Below are 17,566 nucleotides of genomic sequence, written 5' to 3' on the forward strand. Positions count from 1 at the left end.
CCGCTCCTAAGTCCGATCCGCGCGCAACAGCGCAACCAACAGATAAATGAACAGCCCCACTGCCAGCAGCAGTGACACCCCGTCCAGAACGCTCATGGAAGATCTCCGTGTTACGGCGTATTGCCGCGTGTGGAGGCATTGTCGGAAAGGAGGCTGTAAAGGAACGAGAGCGAGGGTGCGCGCGGGGCATAAAGAAAGCGTAAAGACTGTGTTTATGCCTTCTTTACGACTGTATCCGGCTGGCGGCGCACCTGACTGGCGCACGCAAATGTGGCCATCGAGCCGCGAACATCCCCGATACGACAGCTTTCAGCCCATTACGACCCGCCAATACAAAATGGCACGCCCACTGCACACGCCCTTCCCCGAGCTTTCCAAACCGTTCAGGGAGCAAACGCATGAACACACAACTCAAACCCACGCTGGGCACGTTGCACCTGTGGGGCATTGCGGTGGGGCTGGTGATTTCGGGGGAGTATTTCGGCTGGAGTTATGGCTGGGGCGTCGCGGGAACTCTGGGTTTTCTGGTGACCTCGTTCATGGTCGCGACCATGTACACCTGCTTCATTTTCAGCTTCACCGAACTGACCACGGCGATTCCCCACGCGGGCGGGCCGTTTGCCTACAGCCGTCGGGCTTTCGGTGAAAAAGGTGGATTGATCGCCGGACTGGCAACGCTGATCGAATTCGTCTTCGCCCCGCCAGCGATTGCCTTGGCGATTGGCGCGTACCTGAACGTGCAGTTTCCGGCCCTCGATCCGAAACACGCGGCGGTCGGCGCGTACATCGTGTTCATGGGTCTGAACATTCTCGGTGTGAAACTGGCCGCGACCTTCGAGTTGATCGTCTGCGTCCTGGCCGTCGCCGAGCTGCTGGTGTTCATGGGCGTGGTCGCCCCGGCCTTCAGTTTCAGCAACTTCGCCCTCAACGGCTGGGCCGGCTCGGACATCTTCGGAGCTCCGGCGATTGCCGGGATGTTCGCGGCGATTCCGTTTGCGATCTGGTTTTTCCTCGCCATCGAAGGCGCAGCCATGGCCGCCGAAGAAGCCAAGGACCCGAAACGCACGATTCCCAAGGCCTACATCAGCGGCATTCTGACCCTGGTATTGCTGGCGATGGGCGTGATGTTCTTCGCTGGCGGTGTCGGTGACTGGCGCACCCTGTCGAACATCAACGACCCGTTGCCTCAGGCGATGAAAACCGTGGTCGGCGACAATTCCGGCTGGCTGCACATGCTGGTGTGGATCGGCCTGTTCGGGCTGGTGGCGAGTTTCCACGGGATCATTCTTGGCTACTCGCGGCAGTTCTTCGCCCTCGCGCGTGCCGGTTACCTGCCCGCCTCGCTGGCGAAACTGTCGCGCTTCCAGACCCCGCACCGCGCCATCATCGCCGGCGGCGTGATCGGCATCGCGGCGATCTACAGCGACGGCCTGATCAACCTCGGCGGCATGACCCTAACTGCCGCGATGATCACCATGGCGGTGTTCGGGGCGATCGTGATGTACATCATGAGCATGCTCAGCCTGTTCAAACTGCGTAAATCAGAACCGAACCTGGAGCGCACCTTTCGCGCGCCGTGCTATCCGCTGATTCCGCTGATTGCACTGGCGCTGGCGGTGGTGTGTCTGGTGGCGATGGCCTGGTTCAATGCGTTGATCGGGCTGATCTTCCTCGGCTTCATGGCGGTCGGTTTCGGCTACTTCCTGTTGACCGGCCAATTGCGCGCCAACGCCCCGGCAGACGCCATGCTCACCGGACTGTAAACCGCGACGGGCATAACCGGCCTAGAATGGAACCACTGCGAATGCACTTCGCTCAAAGTGGTATGCAGCGTTGCACGGCGAAACCCTCGCCCGTCGACCTGCCTTTAAGGAGAGCCGTTATGCCCTGGTATGCCTGGTTGATTCTGGTCGTTGCAATCGGCTCGATCGTCGGCGGTCTGATGATGTTGCGTGACACCGCCAACAAGGTCGAACTGACCGATGAACAACGCAAGCGCGTCGCTGAACGCAATGCCGAAGCGGACATCAAGGACGCGCAGGACCGCTGAACGAAAAACCCCGCCTGAATCGGCGGGGTTTGTTTTTTGTCGCGGTTACTTTTCCCACTCGGCCTTGGCGATGTGCAAGCCATGCAGGCCTTTGTACGCCGCGCGCTCCGGCTGGCTCCAGCCTTCGAGCAATTCATCGTCCAGACGATAGATTTCCACTCCGAGCGGGCGGCACACGGTTAACGGATCCTGCGCGTCCGGCCCCCACATCGCCAATGAAAGATCACCACCCGGACAGGTCGACAGCGCGCACAGCAAGTCGATTTCGGCGAAGAACTCCAGGTAATCGCCCTTCTGCGCGGGGCAGGCCTTCATGAAATACAGGTCATCGTGATTCAGGCCGGTGCACTGGAAGATGTTCAGCACGTCATGTACGTCGAATTCGGTCAGACCGTGCGGAAGTACGGCGCGGGTCAGGTTGGAATGGCAGTGATGATGAAAATCCTCGCCGGTGAGCATTTTGTTCACATAGGGATCGCAGCGCGTGCCGAGCAAATCGTGCAGGCGCCCGCCGTGCTCGTCGATGCCGTAGCCGGCCAGGCTGTCATCAGTGATGGTCACCAGCGGACGCAGAAAAGGCAGGTTCGACCACAACCGGTCGTGGGTGCTGACATGCGCACCCTGCAGCTGGCGGGTGCGCGCCGCCCACATCCGTTCACGCGGATCGTGTGCGTTCCACACATTGAAATCGCCCACCTGGGGCCCGACCGGTGTGGTGACACGAAACACATGCCCCGCCGGAACATGCCAGGCACGCCCGGTGCGGATCGGCACTTCGAATTGTTCGATCAGCGTGCGCCCGTCCTTGCGGTCGCGAATCCGTTCGTAGAAAGGTGTATTGACCTGTAACGCCGAGCCTTTGCTGACCTGATAGGCGGCCGGGTAGTCTTTGTACATGATTCTCCTGCTCCTCAAGTGATGGCAACTTTGCAAGCTGCAACCACTATCCGTGCCAACCGTGGATGGCTGTTACGAACATGTCGGAGCCACCGGCCGTTTTTTTAGAAGTAGAAGTACAGTCACCATTCAATTTGCATTGGTTAAGATGGCGGTCTTGTTGCGGAGAGTTTAAATGCGTTACTCGCAAGATCATAAAGCCCAGACCCATCAGCGCATTATCAAGGAAGCGTCCGAGCGGTTTCGCAAGGACGGCATTGGTGCGACCGGCCTGCAGCCGTTGATGAAAGCACTGGGCCTGACGCACGGCGGTTTCTACTCGCACTTCAAGTCCAAGGACGAACTCGTTGAAAAAGCACTGCAAGCCGCCGGAGATCAAGTGGCCGGCCTGTGTGCGGAGATCTTCGCCCAAGAAAACCCGCTGGAGCTGTTCATCGACACTTATCTGTCCGAGTGGCACCAGACCACGCCGCATGAGGGCTGTCCGCTGCTGACGATTTCATCGGAGCTTGGCCTGCGCGGCCAGCCGAGCCCGACCAGCGATGAAGTGCTCAAGGCTCGCCTGGACCAGATCAAAGGCACCCTTGAAGGCGAGAACGCCGCCGAGCGCAGCATCGTCATCATGGCGACGCTGGCCGGGGCGCTCCTGCTGTCACGCAGTGTCGCGGATCCTGAATTTGCGCAGCAAATCCTCGACGTCACCCGCGAACACCTCAAACGCTCCGAAGACTAAGCCTGCCAGCGCTTGAACAGCACGCTGGCATTGACCCCGCCGAAGCCGAACCCGTTGGACAACGCATACTCGATCGGCATCGACCGCGCCTGACCGTGGACGATGTCCACGCCTTCGCTTGCCGGATCAGGATTTTCCAGGTTGAGGGTTGGCGGAACGATTTGATCGCGGATCGCCAACAACGTGAAGATCGCTTCCAGACCTCCCGCCGCACCGAGAAGATGGCCGGTTGCGGATTTGGTCGAGGTCACGGCGATTGCGTTTTGTGCGCCAAACACCGACTTGATCGCCGCCAGTTCACCGAGATCGCCCACCGGCGTCGAAGTGGCATGTGCGTTCAGATGCTGCACCTGATCCGGCGTGATGCCGGCCTGAGCCAGCGCCAATGTCATCGCCCGTCGGGCACCGCTGCCGTCTTCCGGCCCGGCGGTCAGGTGATAGGCGTCGGCGCTGGTGCCATAACCGACCAGTTCGACCAACGGCTGTGCGCCGCGGGCCAGTGCATGCTCCAGCGACTCGATCACCAGCAGCCCGGCGCCTTCGCCCATCACGAAACCGTCACGGCCGCTGTCGAACGGGCGTGAAGCCCGCTCAGGCGTGTCGTTGTAGCCGCTGGACAAGGCCCGCGCCGCCGCAAAGCCGGCGAGGCTGACCCGATCGATTGACGCCTCGGCACCGCCGCACACCGCGATGTCGGCCTCACCGGCACGAATCAATCGCGCAGCGTCACCGATCGCCTGCACGCCGGCGGCACACGCGGTGACCGGCGCACCGAGCGGGCCCTTCAGACCGTGCTGGATCGAGACATGCCCCGCCGCAAGGTTGACCAGAAACGATGGAATGGTGAACGGCGACAGACGTCGCGGGCCACGGCTGTCGGTGGTGCGCACCGCATCGGCGATCGCACCGAACCCGCCGACACCGGAGCCGATGATGGTGGCCGTGCGCTCCTGAGCATGGGATTCGGTCGGGTGCCAGCCGGCCTGTTCGAGCGCCTGCCGCGCAGCATCCATCGCGAACAGAATGAAACGATCCATTTTCTTCTGTTCTTTGGGCGGCGTGGCGCGATCCGGATCGAAACCCGCTTCGGCGTCCTCTTCCATCGTCGGCACCACACCGCCGACCCGGGTCGGCAGATCGGCAATCACCGCGTCCGGCAGGTTTCGCAATCCCGAACGCCCGGCCAGCAGGCGCTGCCAGACGGCTTCGACGCCGCTCCCCAAGGGCGATACCAGGCCCATACCCGTGACAACTACTCGACGCTGATCCATATCGGGTTGACCTCTCGCGACTCAAAAGTCTTTTACTTGTAGCGGCTGGCCGCCGAACTGTGGGACAGGTTGGGCGCCATTACATGACGGGCGGCAACAAAGGCTTGCCACTCGCCTGCATCGGGCAGCGAAGGAATCGTGACGAGCTCGCCCTGATCCAGACCGGACAGTGCAGCATCGACCATCTCGCCCGCCTCCATGACCATTTCCGCCGGAATGCCGCTGGCATCAAAACCGGAGCGCTCCCAGATTTCGGTGCGGGTCACTCCGGGCAATACCGCTTGCACCTTGACCCCGGTGCCTTCCAGTTCGGTATTGAGCGATTGCGTCAGGCTCAGCACGTAAGCCTTGCTGGCGCTGTAGGTGGCGTTGAAACGTTCGGGGAACAACGCGACCACGGACGCAATGTTGATGATCGTGCCACGCCCGGCGCGGGTGAACGCAGAGGCTGCTGCGGCTGCCAGCCGGGTCAGGGTTGTGACGTTCAACTGGATCAGTTGCTCCAGCACATCGGGATCGGCGTTGGCCAGCAAGCCATTGACTGCCACCCCCGCATTGTTGACCAGCAGGCTGATACTGGAATCGCTGCGCAGGCGTTGTTCAAGCTTGAGCACTTCATCCTTTTGCGTCAGGTCGGCCTTCAGGACTTCGACCTGAACACCATGGGCATCCCGCAGCTTGCTGGCCGCGGACTCCAGGCGCTCCTGATCGCGAGCCACCAGCAACAAGTCAAAACCACGTGCCGCCAACCGCTCGGCATACACCGCACCGATGCCGGAAGAAGCGCCAGTGACCAGCGCCGTGCCTTGGGATTTCGGGGAATTCATGACGATACTCCTGGAATGCGTGAGGAATGAGCGACCGCTGAAAAGCAGAGGGCTTCAGTGGCGACTGAAATTATTATAGGCATAATCCAAAGGCAATATGATAGTCGTAATTTTCCATTATCCGACGGAAAGGCAATCGCCCTCCTGCGACATTTCAAGGAGGCTGGAAGCAAAAAGGGCCGGTCAATGACCGGCCCCTTGGCGTTGAACAATCAGCTTAGTTCACTTCCAGCTTGTCGCGATTGCGATCGAGGATCGCCTTGCCGATACCTTTCACTTCAAGCAGTTCGTCCACCGATGCAAAAGGTCCATTAGCCTCACGATAGGCAACAATCGCTTTTGCCTTCGCCTCTCCCACACCGGCCAACTCCTTTTGCAGAGTCGCTGCATCGGCACCGTTGAGATCGACCTTTTCGCTTTGGGATGAAGCGGCAGCGTCAAGCACCAATGGCGCCCTGATGTTCTCGGAAGTCCCCCCTGGCGCCGCAACGGCGGCAATCGAGGCGCTGGCGAGAAAAGCGAAGAGCAACGAGTAGAAATAACCGGTACGCATAATTGACGCTCCATGACATGTTTTGAGAAAGCAGCTTTTCCGAAGCTGCCTCTCAAACTTAGGCGATGGTTGGGAGATGTCAAAAATGCATCTGTTACCGCTTATGTAACAATCAGATCTTCAAGCGAACCCGATCATCCGCATTTATCCCTTGGGAAAAAAACGCTGCAGAAAGTGTCTTGCCCGGGATTTCTGCTGACTCATGACAGCCACGACCCGCGGTCGCAGAACGTCTATTTCTCCCAGCTCTTTCTGATACCAGCGGTCATCCATCCCGTATTGCTCAACCATGACCTTGTGGTGCTCAGGGCTGTTCAGCAGTGCATTGAGCTTCAGGATCCCGATCATCTGGTAAGGCTTTCCGAGCCACTGATTGTGAGCCAGGTACAACAGCGCCTTTTCGATATCAAGGTGGATGTCGGACGCGATGGGCTTGATGCGCAACAGATCCGAGAACCCCTCAGTCAGTTGCTTGGCCGTCACGTCGTCAAAGAAATTCTCGGCAATCAGATAGTGTTCGTTGATGGTCCGGATCGAGTTGGTCACGGTCTGGCTGCTGGCGTTTTCCCCTGGCATCAAACGGAAGGTAATCATTTCCTTGTCGAAGATATGGATCTGGTAATGCTTGAGCAGGCGAATCCACATATCCAGGTCGGGAAGCTGACGCATCCTGTTGCTGTACATGCCCAACTCGTCGTAGCAGGCTTTCCGGATGAGCATGGTCGGATGGCAGATGCAGTTGCCCAGCTCGAAGAACCGCCGCAGCCATTCACCCTGGGAGCGGTTCGGCTGGTCGAATACATCGCCTGACGGAATGCTCGCCTTGTCCATTGGACGACCGTCCTTATCGACAAAACAGGCCCGGCCAAAGCAGGCGCCTACCTGGGGGTTGTCCCGAAGGAACTGAACCTGGACAGCCAACTTGTCTCTGGTGCTCCAGAAATCATCGGAGTTGAGCAGTGCGATGAACTCGCCCTCTGCACGCTGGATCAATTCATTGGTGACAACACCGGCGCCGCGGTTGACTTCATTGGGATAGAACCTGATCCGCTCGTCCTTGATGGACGCGACCACGTCCCGCGTGTTGTCGGCAGAGCCGTCATCGGAGATGAGGAACTCGAAATCCACACCGGTCTGCCCAAGGACACTCTGGATCGCCTCGGCCACAAAAGGGGCGTGATTATAGGTTGCCATGATCACGGAAACTGTAGGGGAACTCATACCGACCGACTCCGTTTCACAACTCTGACAATAAGATTTTTGAGCGCAACAGGCATGAGTGACTTGATCACGACAATCAGGATCGGCGGCATGTAGTTGAGCAGCGTCGGCACGGCACGAATGACCGGCTGACTGACCGTCTCGGCCACATGTCCGATCTGCGACGCGGTAATGACGTGGCGCAGACGACTGGCAAGCAGTTCAAAGTCCTCATGGAACACGCCGTCGGTCAGCGCATCGTACGCTGGCAACACATCAAGCTGGGCCTTGAGCTTTTCCACATGAGGTGTTTGCGTCCAGACGCCGGCGGTGTGCAGACGATAGACAGACATGGGTTCCTGCAGAAAACCGATCACGCTGGTGCGTGCCAGTACGATATTGGTAATCCAATCGTAGGATTTGATATCGAACAAGGCATCCGGCAGCCTGGCAAACGCCGAGCGGCGGTACATGCACGTGGAAAAATTGCCGATGATGTTGTCGGCAATCAGCTCTCTGGCCGTGATGAACCGGTGCCCGGTCGAAACAGGCACCCGCGGGGTAAGCTGGGCTCGGTCTTCTTCGTAGACAAAGTAGTTGACCCCGCACACGTCGGACTCCCAATGTTCCGAGAGGAATGTTGCCTGGCGACTCAACTTGTGCGGACTGACCCAGTAATCGTCGCCTTCAAGCACTGCTACGTATTCATTGGAACAGGCATTGAAGCCGCGCTTATAGTTTTTGGTAATACCGAGGTTTTCGCTGTAATCCAGATACTTGAATGTAAAGCGACTGTCGATTCCTTCATATTCCCTGATGATGGAAAGCGTACTGTCCGTCGATTTGTCATCCGCGACCACCAGTTCTATCGGTCCGTCGAAAATCTGCCCGAACAAGGCATTCAGCGCCTGACGGATATGGTTTTCATGGTTGTAGGAAACCAGTAGAACCGAGAGAGCAACCTTTTCCTTAAGCACTTACCGAACCCTCTGCAGCTGCTGGTTTCTTCGGAACATAGATTTGCGCCTCACCATCAATGACCAGTTGGTCCTTGACCGTGCAGTAGGTACGGAACGTGACAATTCTCTTGCGCACGTTGACATCTTTGACACAGACGATGGCAACGACGGTGTCCTGCAGATAGACCGGCGCCTTGAACACCAGATTCTGCGAGACATACACACAACCCGGACCCGGCAATCGGGTGCCGAACAATGCGGAAAAGAAACCGGCGGAAAACAGCCCGTGAGCAATACGCGCCTTGAACCGCGAGTCCTTTGCGTACTCGTCGCTCATGTGCACCGGGTTATTGTCTCCGGACAACCCTGCATAGGCTTTCACATCGGCGTCCGTGATGGTCTGGGAATAGGAAACCTGCATCCCGACTTCAATCTGCTCGATGGAGAGCCCGCTCAGAAAATCATTCAGCGTTGTCATTTGCGCAGCGCCTCGCGCAGAGGCCGTGCGGGGTTGCCGATGACCGTGTCGCCTGGCGCGACACTCTTGGTCACCACGGCCCCCATCCCGACAATGGCCCCACGCCCGATCGTCAGGGGCCGCTTGGACGTGCCTTGCTTGATCACGGCGCCAGTACCGATGTAGGCATGATCTTCGATGACGACATTGCCGTTACATTTGACGCCGGGGGCAAAGGTCACGAAGTCGCCGACCACACAGTCGTGCGCCACATAGGAATAGAGGTTGGCGTGGAAATGTTTGCCGATCTTCGCGTTCGACGTCACGGTCACGAACGGGGACAGCACCGCCCCCTCACCGATTTCATTGGCATCGAGGATCACGACGTTTTGAGCAATCACGGAAAAAGGCATCGCGCCCTGGTCTTCGCACAGCCGGGCGATACGCTCCCTGACATCGGAAGCACCAATGGCGATACTGAAATAACGCTCACCGGACAGCGCCAGGAACGCGTCCATGCTCACCACCGGAAAACCGTTGACCGTTTCGGCCGAACCTTCGCCCTCAACAACGAAAAACAGCTCCGCGTCACCGCTTGCAAGCGATGCTGAAAGAGAAGCACGCGCCAGGGGAATGACCTCTCTGCCATAACCTCCTGCACCGATGATTCCGTAATACTTTTTCATCAAAATCTCCTGATCCGAAAATTCACTCAATACCTGACAGAGCGCTTGATGAGTCGGCAGATCATGTCGATCTCTTCCATCGACAGTTTGTGGTAAAGCGGCAGGCATATGATGCAGCAGGAAACAGCCTCCGAGATCGGGCAGCTTTGATCGTGGATGTATGGAAGCTTGGAAAGCGACGGGTAAAAATAGCGCCGAGGATAGATATTGTGGAGGTTGAGCACTTCCATGACAGCCAAAAGCTTTTCTTCACTTTCGAAGATCACCGGGAAGTAGGAATAATTGTATTGCGTATCCGGTGCAATTTTCTGAAACTTGACAGGCAGGTCAGTCAGGTTCGCTTTGTAGTGGTCACAGAGTTCCTCGCGCTTGGCCAGGATCTCTTCGACATACTTCAGATTCGTCAGCCCCATTGCAGCGTGAACTTCCGAGTTCTTGCCATTGACGCCGACGCCACCGAAATCAGTCAACGAGGTATGACCGAAGTTTCTCTTCATGGCCATGCTTTTCAGAATTTCAGGATCGGAAGTAACGACCGCTCCACCTTCGATGGTGTGAAAAAGTTTGGTCGCATGAAAGCTGCAAGTTGCAATATCTCCGTACGCCAGCAGGGAACGCCCTTTATGGGTCGTACCAAAGGCGTGAGCGGCATCGTAGATGACTTTCAAGCCATGTTTTTTGGCCACCGCATCGATCGCTTCGACATCGCAGGGATTGCCGAACACATGGGTTGCCAGAATGGCCGTGGTTTGCGGAGTGATCGCTTGTTCGATTTTCGCCGGATCGATATTCAGCGTGTCCTGGCAGATATCCACCATGATCGGCGTGCACTTTTCCCAGACGATGCTGGACGTCGTGGCGACGTAGCTGAAAGGCGTGGTGATGATTTCACCTTTCAGCTCCAGGGCTTGAATTGCAATTTGCAGGGCAATGGTACCGTTACCCACAAACAGCAGATGATCGACGTCGAGCTCTTCCTTGAGCTTCAACTCAAGTTCGTTAACCAATGGTCCATTGTTGGTGAACCATTCACGATCCCAAACCCCTTGCAGGTACTTTTGATACTCGGCGAAAGGAGGAACAAACGGCTTGGTAACAGGAATATTCATGCGCGCCCCGAAGACGAAACTTATTGTGCAGTTCTGTTAAAGAAAGATTTGATGCGTCCACACCAGGACATCTGACAGGCCTGCAGCTCCGCCCTGGCCTCATCGAGTTGCGACTTGAGCGCTTCGCTCGCCTGCACTTGAGCCGCAAGCGATTGGGAGATGCCTTCTACTTCCGCAAGCCTTGCATCGGCATTGCCGGCCTGTTGCTGAACGAGCGCTTGCTGGGCAAGCAACTCCGCTTCGACCTCGCGGATGCGTGCGGACTGAACCTCGATGAACTCCGCGCGGGCAGCAGACTCCAGCGCCGTTTTCACGGAAGCGTGCTCGTTGGCCTGTACGCTGGCGCCGCTTGCAAGCCAGGTGGTTTCATTCTCAGTGACAGCGGAAAAATCGACGTCCACGTCAACGGCCGAAGACTTGCGTGCCTCGACAATCAGTTCGTTGTGAAACGGACGGGACTCAAGGCCGGAAAACACTTCATCGGCACTTTTGCGATACGACTGAAAGACAATGGACTTGAATCCGGCCTCACCAATCGCCCGGGTCATCTCTTCCGCATCGTAGACAAACTGATGCCCCCAGGAACGCATTCCTTCGTTCATCATCTGGCATCGCGAATTCGGTTGCCAGAGATCGCCCCACTCGTTCTTGCTGTCTGAAAAGTAGGAGTGGGTCAGAAAACGCAGGTTGGGCGTGGTGATACGAATCGCTCCACCAGGCGTCAGTACCCGAAAGCATTCTTTCAGGAACGCTACGGCCTGTTCCCGAGTGACATGCTCAATGAAATGCTCGTTGAAAATATGGCTGACCGAGGAATCCGCAAACGGCAACGGCTCAGTGAGATCGAGCAATCGATCGGCCGTGGGGGAGTCAAGATCGATATTGATCCAGCCGGGGAATGTGACCGAGCCACATCCGAGGTGAAGTTTCTGATCAGTCTGTGCCATTTTTGATTTCTCGCATGCTTACCTTGTTACCCCAGTACGCGGCTCCGTAAATCTGTGGATGTCCCGCGCTGGAAAGTGAGAACTTCGTCGAAATGGGAACAAAGTCCGCCACGACGACCTCACCGATATTCAGATTGACCGGCTCTGCGAGCATGGAAGAAACAGAGTAGTGCCCTTCTCGCAGATGCGCGGTAAACGTCCATTCAATCACGTGAACACTGCCGGCCTCGACATCGACCAGATGCCGGTTACCTTCGATACCGGTATCGGAGTAGATGATGTCCTGCCCGTTCTTGTCACGGATGTGGTAAGCCAGGCCAAGGCTGGGAACAGACTTGTGGACCTGCACCACCTGGCGCAGCACCACCGTCTGCCCGAAGTCCACCGCGTCGATCATCTGACCGCGTTCGTTCAGCAACGCTACGTTGATGAACTCGGCAACACCGTTCTGTATCCGCTGAAAACTGGCCATGGACTGGAATGACTCGACACCATCGGTATATTCCGACGCCACCGCCGCAGTCTGCTTGACCGTTTCCTCGGGGCCTCGGTCCACACGCTGGCTTTCGATCAGGGCAGAGTAATACTTTTCCACTGCCGTGTTCACATCGCCCAGATACCGGCTTCGCCCTGACTCGAGCAACAGGGCCCGACTGCAAAGTGACTTGACTGAGGCGGTGTCATGGCTGACGAACAAGACCGTCGAGCCTGCCGCGATGATCCCCTGGATCATTTTTGCGCACTTGGCCTGAAAGTAGGCGTCGCCGACCGACAACGCTTCATCGACGATCAGGATGTCCGGTTCCACGTGAATTGCCACCGAGAACGCCAGGCGCACCATCATCCCGCTGGAATAGGTTTTGACAGGCTGCTCGATAAAGCTGCCGATGTCCGCGAACTCGACGATTCTGTCGTAGCGGGCGTCGGTCTCCTCGGTGCTCAAACCCAGCACCGCAGCATTCATGTAGATGTTTTCGCGCCCGGTGAACTCGGGGTTGAACCCTGAACCCAGCTCCAGAAGCGCAGCGATACGACCATGGGTCTCTACACTGCCGCTGGTTGGATTGAGCGTGCCGCAAATCATCTGCAACAGCGTGGACTTGCCACTGCCGTTACGCCCGATGATGCCGACTGTCTCACCCTTCTTGATTTCAAAAGAGACGTCGTTGAGCGCCCAGAACTCTCGATAGAATTTGCGGCCCTTCACCAGGAACTGCTTCAAACGATCGTGGGGCTGGTCGTAAATCTGATAACACTTGCTCAGATTTTCAACCTTGATCGCAATATCCGAATCAGAGGACATCGGCAAACCCCTTGCGTGTTTTCTGGAACCAGGCAAAGCCTAACCACATGACCAACAGCCCTATAAGGAAATAGATACCGATAATTGAAAAATCCGGAGCACGGCCAAAAAACAGTACGTCCCGGGCCTGCTCGATGACAGGCGTCAACGGATTGAGCATCAGTACCGGCCGATACGCCTCAGGCAACGCACTCGCCGGATAGAAAATAGGCGACAGAAACATCAGTACGGAAGTGAGGATACCGATGAACTGCGCGATATCCCGCAAATAGACTCCCAGAGACGCCAATCCCCAGGAAAGCCCCATCATCACCAATACCAGGGGCATGACCACCAGAGGCAGATACAGAGCCGTCAGGTGTGGCACGCCGAAGAAAATCAGGTAGGCCAGCATCCACACACCCAGGCTGATCAGCGCATGGAACATGGCTGCGCCGAGGCTTACCCAGGGAAGAATTTCCAGGGGATACACCACCTTTTTCACATAGTTGGCATTGGACACGATAAGGCCCGGCGCCCGGTTGATGCATTCCGCGAAAAGGCTGAATACCATCAGACCGGCGAACAGGATCAGGGCAAACTCGGTTTTCGAATCGCTGCCACCGCTCCAGCGCGCCTTGAACACAACACTGAAGACAAATGTGTAGACAGCCAGCATGAAGACCGGGTTGAAAAACGACCAGAGCACACCCAGAACCGATCCACGATAGCGCCCCAGCACCTCCCGCTTGATAGATGCCCTTATCAACGTCCGGTTACGAACCAGACTGGCAACCATTTCACGCGGTAATGTAGAAAAATCTTGCATCAGGCAATGGCCTCTGAGTTGACACCAAACTTACGCTGGACCGCACTGCCCGTCATACCAAACATCTTCCATTCTTTGAATACAAAAACGAACGGCAAAAAAAAACGGGACAATCACAACAACGCCGCCCTTTTGATTGCAGTCCATGGCCACGAAATAGTATCTAAAGTTTTACAGTTCGAAAGTTTCTCGAAATATGAAAAATCCATGCCTTCATTATCAATGAGAAGCATGAGATTTGTTGAATCCGGACATCCGCGCAATCCTGTGCAAATATAAAAAACAGCGCCCTGACCCCAGCCAGAAAGGCCCGCCGAGGATACCGTAAAACGCCATCGAAGAACACCGCGGCGCCGGCTGGATCCACCAACCGGGCGCCTTGCAATGACGCTTACAGGCCGGATTCAGATGCCACTCGCGACGCGTTCTTTACTCATACCCGCACCTTCAAGGGTCGAGGCGACGCTGCTGATAGATCCAGTCGACAATTTCTCCATCGGGGGCATAGCCACTGACGGTTTCGCGCAAAATCTGCCGAACGCGGGAGTAGTCGTCCTTTTCGACTGCTGCCAGCAATTCCGACAGCCGAACCTTGAGCACGTCCCAGGGAATGAGGTCCTCGTTGGCACTCATGATCATGGGGTGTGGCGTCGCCGAAACATTGTCACCGATCAGAAGTTCTTCATAGAGTTTTTCCCCGGGTCGCAACCCGGTGAATTCGATTGCAATATCGCCGTGCACATTCTTTTCCGAACGCACACTGAGGCCGGACAGGTGAATCATCTTTTCAGCGAGCTCGACAATTTTGACCGGTTCTCCCATGTCCAGCACAAATACATCTCCCCCCTGCCCCATGGAGCCGGCCTGGATCACCAACTGCGCAGCTTCCGGGATCGTCATGAAATAGCGGGTGATCTTGGGATGAGTGACCGTCAGCGGACCGCCGGATTTGATCTGACTATGAAACAGCGGAATCACCGACCCCGACGAACCCAGCACATTTCCGAAACGCACCATGGTGAATCGCGTCTTGTTGACCCGAGACACATTGGCCTTGTCGCCGAACAGTACAGGGGCCAGCTCACGACTCAGCGCCTGCAGGGTCAACTCGGCAAGTCGCTTGGTGCTGCCCATGACATTGGTGGGGCGTACAGCCTTGTCGGTGGAAATCAGAACAAAATTGGAAACACCTGCCTGCAATGCCGCCTGCGCCGTATTGAGGGTTCCGATCACGTTATTGAGCACACCTTCGGCAATATTGTGTTCAACCATGGGCACGTGTTTATAGGCGGCCGCGTGATAGACAGTATCCACGCCCCATGTCTTCATGACGTCCAGGAGCTTGTGGGGATGCCGGATGGAACCGAGAATCGGCAGTAGACGAATGGAGACGGACTCGCGCGCGATGCGTTGCTCAAGCTCGGACAGGATGCTGTATAGATTGAACTCACTGTGATCGAACAGCAGAAGCGTAATCGGCCCCAGCAGGAAGATTTGACGGCAGAGCTCCGAACCGATTGACCCGCCTGCGCCGGTCACCAGCACAACTTTGCCAGTAATGCAATGAGCCAGCAGGTCGGACTGGGCCGGTACTGAATCGCGACCCAGCAGATCAGCAATGTCCACTTCCTGAATGTCGTCGACCTTTACCCGGCCGCTGGCGAGGTCGGTAAAGCTTGGTACGCTGCGAATATGCAGAGGGAATCCTTCCAGCAAGTTGAGGATTTCCCGGCGACGGGCACGGGTCGATGAAGGCAGCGCCAGGAGAATTTCCTGAGCCCCCGTCACGTCGATCATTTGCTGAATGTGCTTGGGCTTATAGACTTGCAGGCCCGAAATGGCCCGATCAGCGATACTCGCATCATCATCGATGAATGCCACAGGGCGCATGACCCGCCCCATTCGCAGCGCCGCGACCAGCTGATTACCGGCGACTCCGGCACCATAGATCGCCACCTTGGTCAGGCCATCGTCGCGACTGGTGAACGGTACGTGCTGGGCTGCGGTGAACCAGTCACCCATGAAATACTGACGCATGCACAGGCGCAATCCGCCAATGATCACCAGACTCAGCCACCAGTAGTTGAAAATGATGGATCTGGGGACAACACTTTCATGATTGCTGTACCAGTAGACAACTACTGCGAGTATCAGTGAAGAAAGGCTGACCGCCTTGATGATGGCAATTAGTGCATCATTGCCGAAGTAGCGCATGACCGCGCGATACATGCCAAATCGAATAAACAGCGGGATTGCAACAAGCGGGGCACAGACGAAGAGCCAGGCATGCACTTTGATGGGGTTGTACATGTCATCGATTCCGAGGCGAACGATGAACGCCAGCCACAGAGCCCCCCAGACGAGAACGACGTCGGTGGCCACCTGCAGCAGTCGTTTTTGACGACGCGGCAAACCCAGCAGAAATGCTCGCATTTTATCCATTGAATCGCCCGATCACCGTCCCACTCCATGAACTATAAACCAGCCGGCATTGTATCCTCCTTCAACCAGAGAATACGACTGCCAAGTGACCGGCCGGCGCCCGCGTTACGCCATCTGCGCCCGGACCGCTCGTCAGCACCCCGGCGCGTCTGTTAAGCTGCAACCCTTTACCGGCGCTCGGCGCCTGCCGCTCCGCGACCCCGCCCGATATCAAAGCCAGCCATTACCGCCTTTTTCTTTCCGTCATATCTTCATGTCGAATCGCTGCATGATCAGGGAGCCTGAGATCAAATTCATGGACAAGCCGAACCAAGAATCAACCCCTGAAATGCAGCACTCCTCAGCACCCGATACGCCTGATCAAAACAACAAGAAAATTGCAATTCTGGTCTGTACCTATAACGGCGCGCGCTTTCTAAAAGAGCAACTCGATTCATTTATTGAACAGTCCCATCAGAACTGGGCAATCTACGTCTCGGATGACGGTTCGTCTGACGAAACACTGAATATATTGAAAGACTACCAACTTCGACTGGGCAATGAGCGACTGGTCATTCTGCAGGGACCTCGAAAGGGGTTTGCCAGAAACTTTCTGTCACTTGTGAAAAACCCGTCAATCATTGCCGACTATTTCTGTTTCAGCGACCAAGACGATATATGGTTTAAAAACAAACTTAGCCGAAGTCTCGACTTGCTGCCCGAAGAAGGGAATGCCCCCGCCCTATACTGCTCTCGAACTGCACTGGTCAATTCAAGCCTCGAGCCTATCGGCTATTCGCCTCTGTTCCTGCGCACGCCCTGCTTCGAGAACGCACTGGTTCAAAGCATCGCCGGCGCCAACACAATGCTGATCAATAATGCTGCCCGCGCACTTTTGCTGCGTGTAGCCGATGATGCTCCGGTCGTCGCACATGACTGGCTGACCTACCTGCTGGTCACCGGCTGCGGCGGACGGGTAATCTACGACCCGACCCCCTCTCTCCATTACCGTCAGCATGAAGGGAATCTGATCGGCGCCAACGCCGATCTGAAAAACCAGATCCTGCGATTGCGCAAAATGTTCACGGGACGCTTCAGCCAGTGGAGCACCCAGAACCTCAGCATCCTGCATACCGTTCGCGACCGGTTGACCGACAGAAACAGGCAGGTACTGGAGCTGTTCGAAACCGCTCGACGCAGCAGCCTGCCGGCACGGCTTTACCGAATGCGAAAAAGCGGAGTCCACCGCCAGACACTCAAAGGCAACATCAGCCTGATCGTCGCTACGCTGATGAACAAGATCTAAGCCGACGACTGACGGGCCCGCGCCCGTCAGTACGGCGAT

At 56.7% G+C, this 17,566-nt stretch carries 18 protein-coding genes; 4 read left to right on the forward strand and 14 right to left on the reverse strand.

From position 1 onward, the window contains the following. Positions 1–6: 6 nt before the first annotated feature. Entirely contained in the window at positions 7–96 is a 90-nt protein-coding gene (kdpF, locus tag AC1RT4_RS25040) for a K(+)-transporting ATPase subunit F (RefSeq protein WP_007950940.1), read from the reverse strand. Between the two features lie 302 nt (positions 97–398). Here kdpF and eat point away from each other — a divergent pair, with 302 nt between their 5' ends. Both eat and AC1RT4_RS25050 read left to right on the forward strand, forming a co-directional pair. After that, positions 399–1,763, forward strand: a complete 1,365-nt coding sequence (gene eat / locus AC1RT4_RS25045) for an ethanolamine permease (protein WP_493088671.1) — start codon at positions 399–401, stop codon at positions 1,761–1,763. A 119-nt stretch (positions 1,764–1,882) separates the two neighbouring features. Next, positions 1,883–2,050 carry a DUF2897 family protein gene (locus tag AC1RT4_RS25050; protein WP_007950938.1) on the forward strand — a complete coding sequence of 56 codons (168 nt, stop codon included), beginning with the start codon at positions 1,883–1,885 and terminating at the stop codon, positions 2,048–2,050. A gap of 45 nt (positions 2,051–2,095) precedes the next feature. On the opposite strand, the gene AC1RT4_RS25055 is transcribed toward AC1RT4_RS25050, so the two are convergent. Then, complete coding sequence (locus tag AC1RT4_RS25055) at positions 2,096–2,947, reverse strand: urea carboxylase-associated family protein (RefSeq protein ID WP_493088673.1); 852 nt, start codon at positions 2,945–2,947, stop codon at positions 2,096–2,098. 175 nt (positions 2,948–3,122) lie between these two features. On the opposite strand from AC1RT4_RS25055, the gene AC1RT4_RS25060 reads away from it, so the two are divergent. After that, on the forward strand, positions 3,123–3,680 hold the full coding sequence (locus AC1RT4_RS25060) for a TetR/AcrR family transcriptional regulator (RefSeq protein ID WP_493088675.1): 558 nt from the start codon (positions 3,123–3,125) through the stop codon (positions 3,678–3,680). Here the strand turns inward: AC1RT4_RS25060 and fabF are convergent. From fabF to AC1RT4_RS25120, 12 genes are all read right to left on the reverse strand, one after another. Next, positions 3,677–4,951, reverse strand: coding sequence for a beta-ketoacyl-ACP synthase II (fabF, locus tag AC1RT4_RS25065; RefSeq protein ID WP_493088677.1), 1,275 nt, complete (start codon positions 4,949–4,951; stop codon positions 3,677–3,679). The genes AC1RT4_RS25060 and fabF overlap by 4 nt on opposite strands. A gap of 32 nt (positions 4,952–4,983) precedes the next feature. Continuing rightward, positions 4,984–5,778, reverse strand: a complete 795-nt coding sequence (locus AC1RT4_RS25070) for an SDR family NAD(P)-dependent oxidoreductase (RefSeq protein ID WP_493088679.1) — start codon at positions 5,776–5,778, stop codon at positions 4,984–4,986. A 217-nt stretch (positions 5,779–5,995) separates the two neighbouring features. After that, a complete protein-coding gene (locus tag AC1RT4_RS25075) occupies positions 5,996–6,331 on the reverse strand; it encodes a ComEA family DNA-binding protein (RefSeq protein WP_493088681.1) in 336 nt (111 codons plus the stop codon). Between the two features lie 144 nt (positions 6,332–6,475). Next, positions 6,476–7,552, reverse strand: a complete 1,077-nt coding sequence (locus AC1RT4_RS25080; RefSeq protein ID WP_493088683.1) for a glycosyltransferase — start codon at positions 7,550–7,552, stop codon at positions 6,476–6,478. Beyond that, positions 7,549–8,508: a glycosyltransferase family 2 protein gene (locus tag AC1RT4_RS25085; protein ID WP_493088685.1), complete on the reverse strand. Its 960-nt coding sequence runs from the start codon at positions 8,506–8,508 to the stop codon at positions 7,549–7,551. The genes AC1RT4_RS25080 and AC1RT4_RS25085 overlap by 4 nt, the downstream gene beginning before the upstream one ends. Further along, on the reverse strand, positions 8,501–8,968 hold the full coding sequence (locus AC1RT4_RS25090; protein ID WP_011335340.1) for a MaoC family dehydratase: 468 nt from the start codon (positions 8,966–8,968) through the stop codon (positions 8,501–8,503). The genes AC1RT4_RS25085 and AC1RT4_RS25090 overlap by 8 nt, the downstream gene beginning before the upstream one ends. After that, positions 8,965–9,633, reverse strand: coding sequence for an acetyltransferase (locus AC1RT4_RS25095; protein WP_493088688.1), 669 nt, complete (start codon positions 9,631–9,633; stop codon positions 8,965–8,967). Before AC1RT4_RS25095 ends, AC1RT4_RS25090 begins: the two co-directional genes overlap by 4 nt. Before the next feature lie 26 nt (positions 9,634–9,659). Further along, positions 9,660–10,742 carry a DegT/DnrJ/EryC1/StrS family aminotransferase gene (locus AC1RT4_RS25100; protein WP_493088690.1) on the reverse strand — a complete coding sequence of 361 codons (1,083 nt, stop codon included), beginning with the start codon at positions 10,740–10,742 and terminating at the stop codon, positions 9,660–9,662. A 20-nt stretch (positions 10,743–10,762) separates the two neighbouring features. After that, a complete protein-coding gene (locus tag AC1RT4_RS25105; RefSeq protein ID WP_493088692.1) occupies positions 10,763–11,689 on the reverse strand; it encodes a class I SAM-dependent methyltransferase in 927 nt (308 codons plus the stop codon). Beyond that, positions 11,676–12,992, reverse strand: a complete 1,317-nt coding sequence (locus tag AC1RT4_RS25110) for an ABC transporter ATP-binding protein (protein WP_493088695.1) — start codon at positions 12,990–12,992, stop codon at positions 11,676–11,678. Before AC1RT4_RS25110 ends, AC1RT4_RS25105 begins: the two co-directional genes overlap by 14 nt. Next, positions 12,982–13,800 (reverse strand): ABC transporter permease, encoded by an 819-nt coding sequence (locus AC1RT4_RS25115; protein WP_085647540.1) that lies wholly within the window; start codon positions 13,798–13,800, stop codon positions 12,982–12,984. The genes AC1RT4_RS25110 and AC1RT4_RS25115 overlap by 11 nt, the downstream gene beginning before the upstream one ends. Before the next feature lie 447 nt (positions 13,801–14,247). Next, positions 14,248–16,242, reverse strand: a complete 1,995-nt coding sequence (locus AC1RT4_RS25120) for a polysaccharide biosynthesis protein (protein WP_493088698.1) — start codon at positions 16,240–16,242, stop codon at positions 14,248–14,250. Between the two features lie 295 nt (positions 16,243–16,537). Here AC1RT4_RS25120 and AC1RT4_RS25125 point away from each other — a divergent pair, with 295 nt between their 5' ends. Continuing rightward, positions 16,538–17,527 (forward strand): glycosyltransferase family 2 protein, encoded by a 990-nt coding sequence (locus tag AC1RT4_RS25125; protein ID WP_493088700.1) that lies wholly within the window; start codon positions 16,538–16,540, stop codon positions 17,525–17,527. The last annotated feature ends 39 nt before the right edge of the window (positions 17,528–17,566 follow it).

The sequence above is a fragment of the Pseudomonas sp. GW821-FHT11D10 genome (assembly GCF_058808435.1).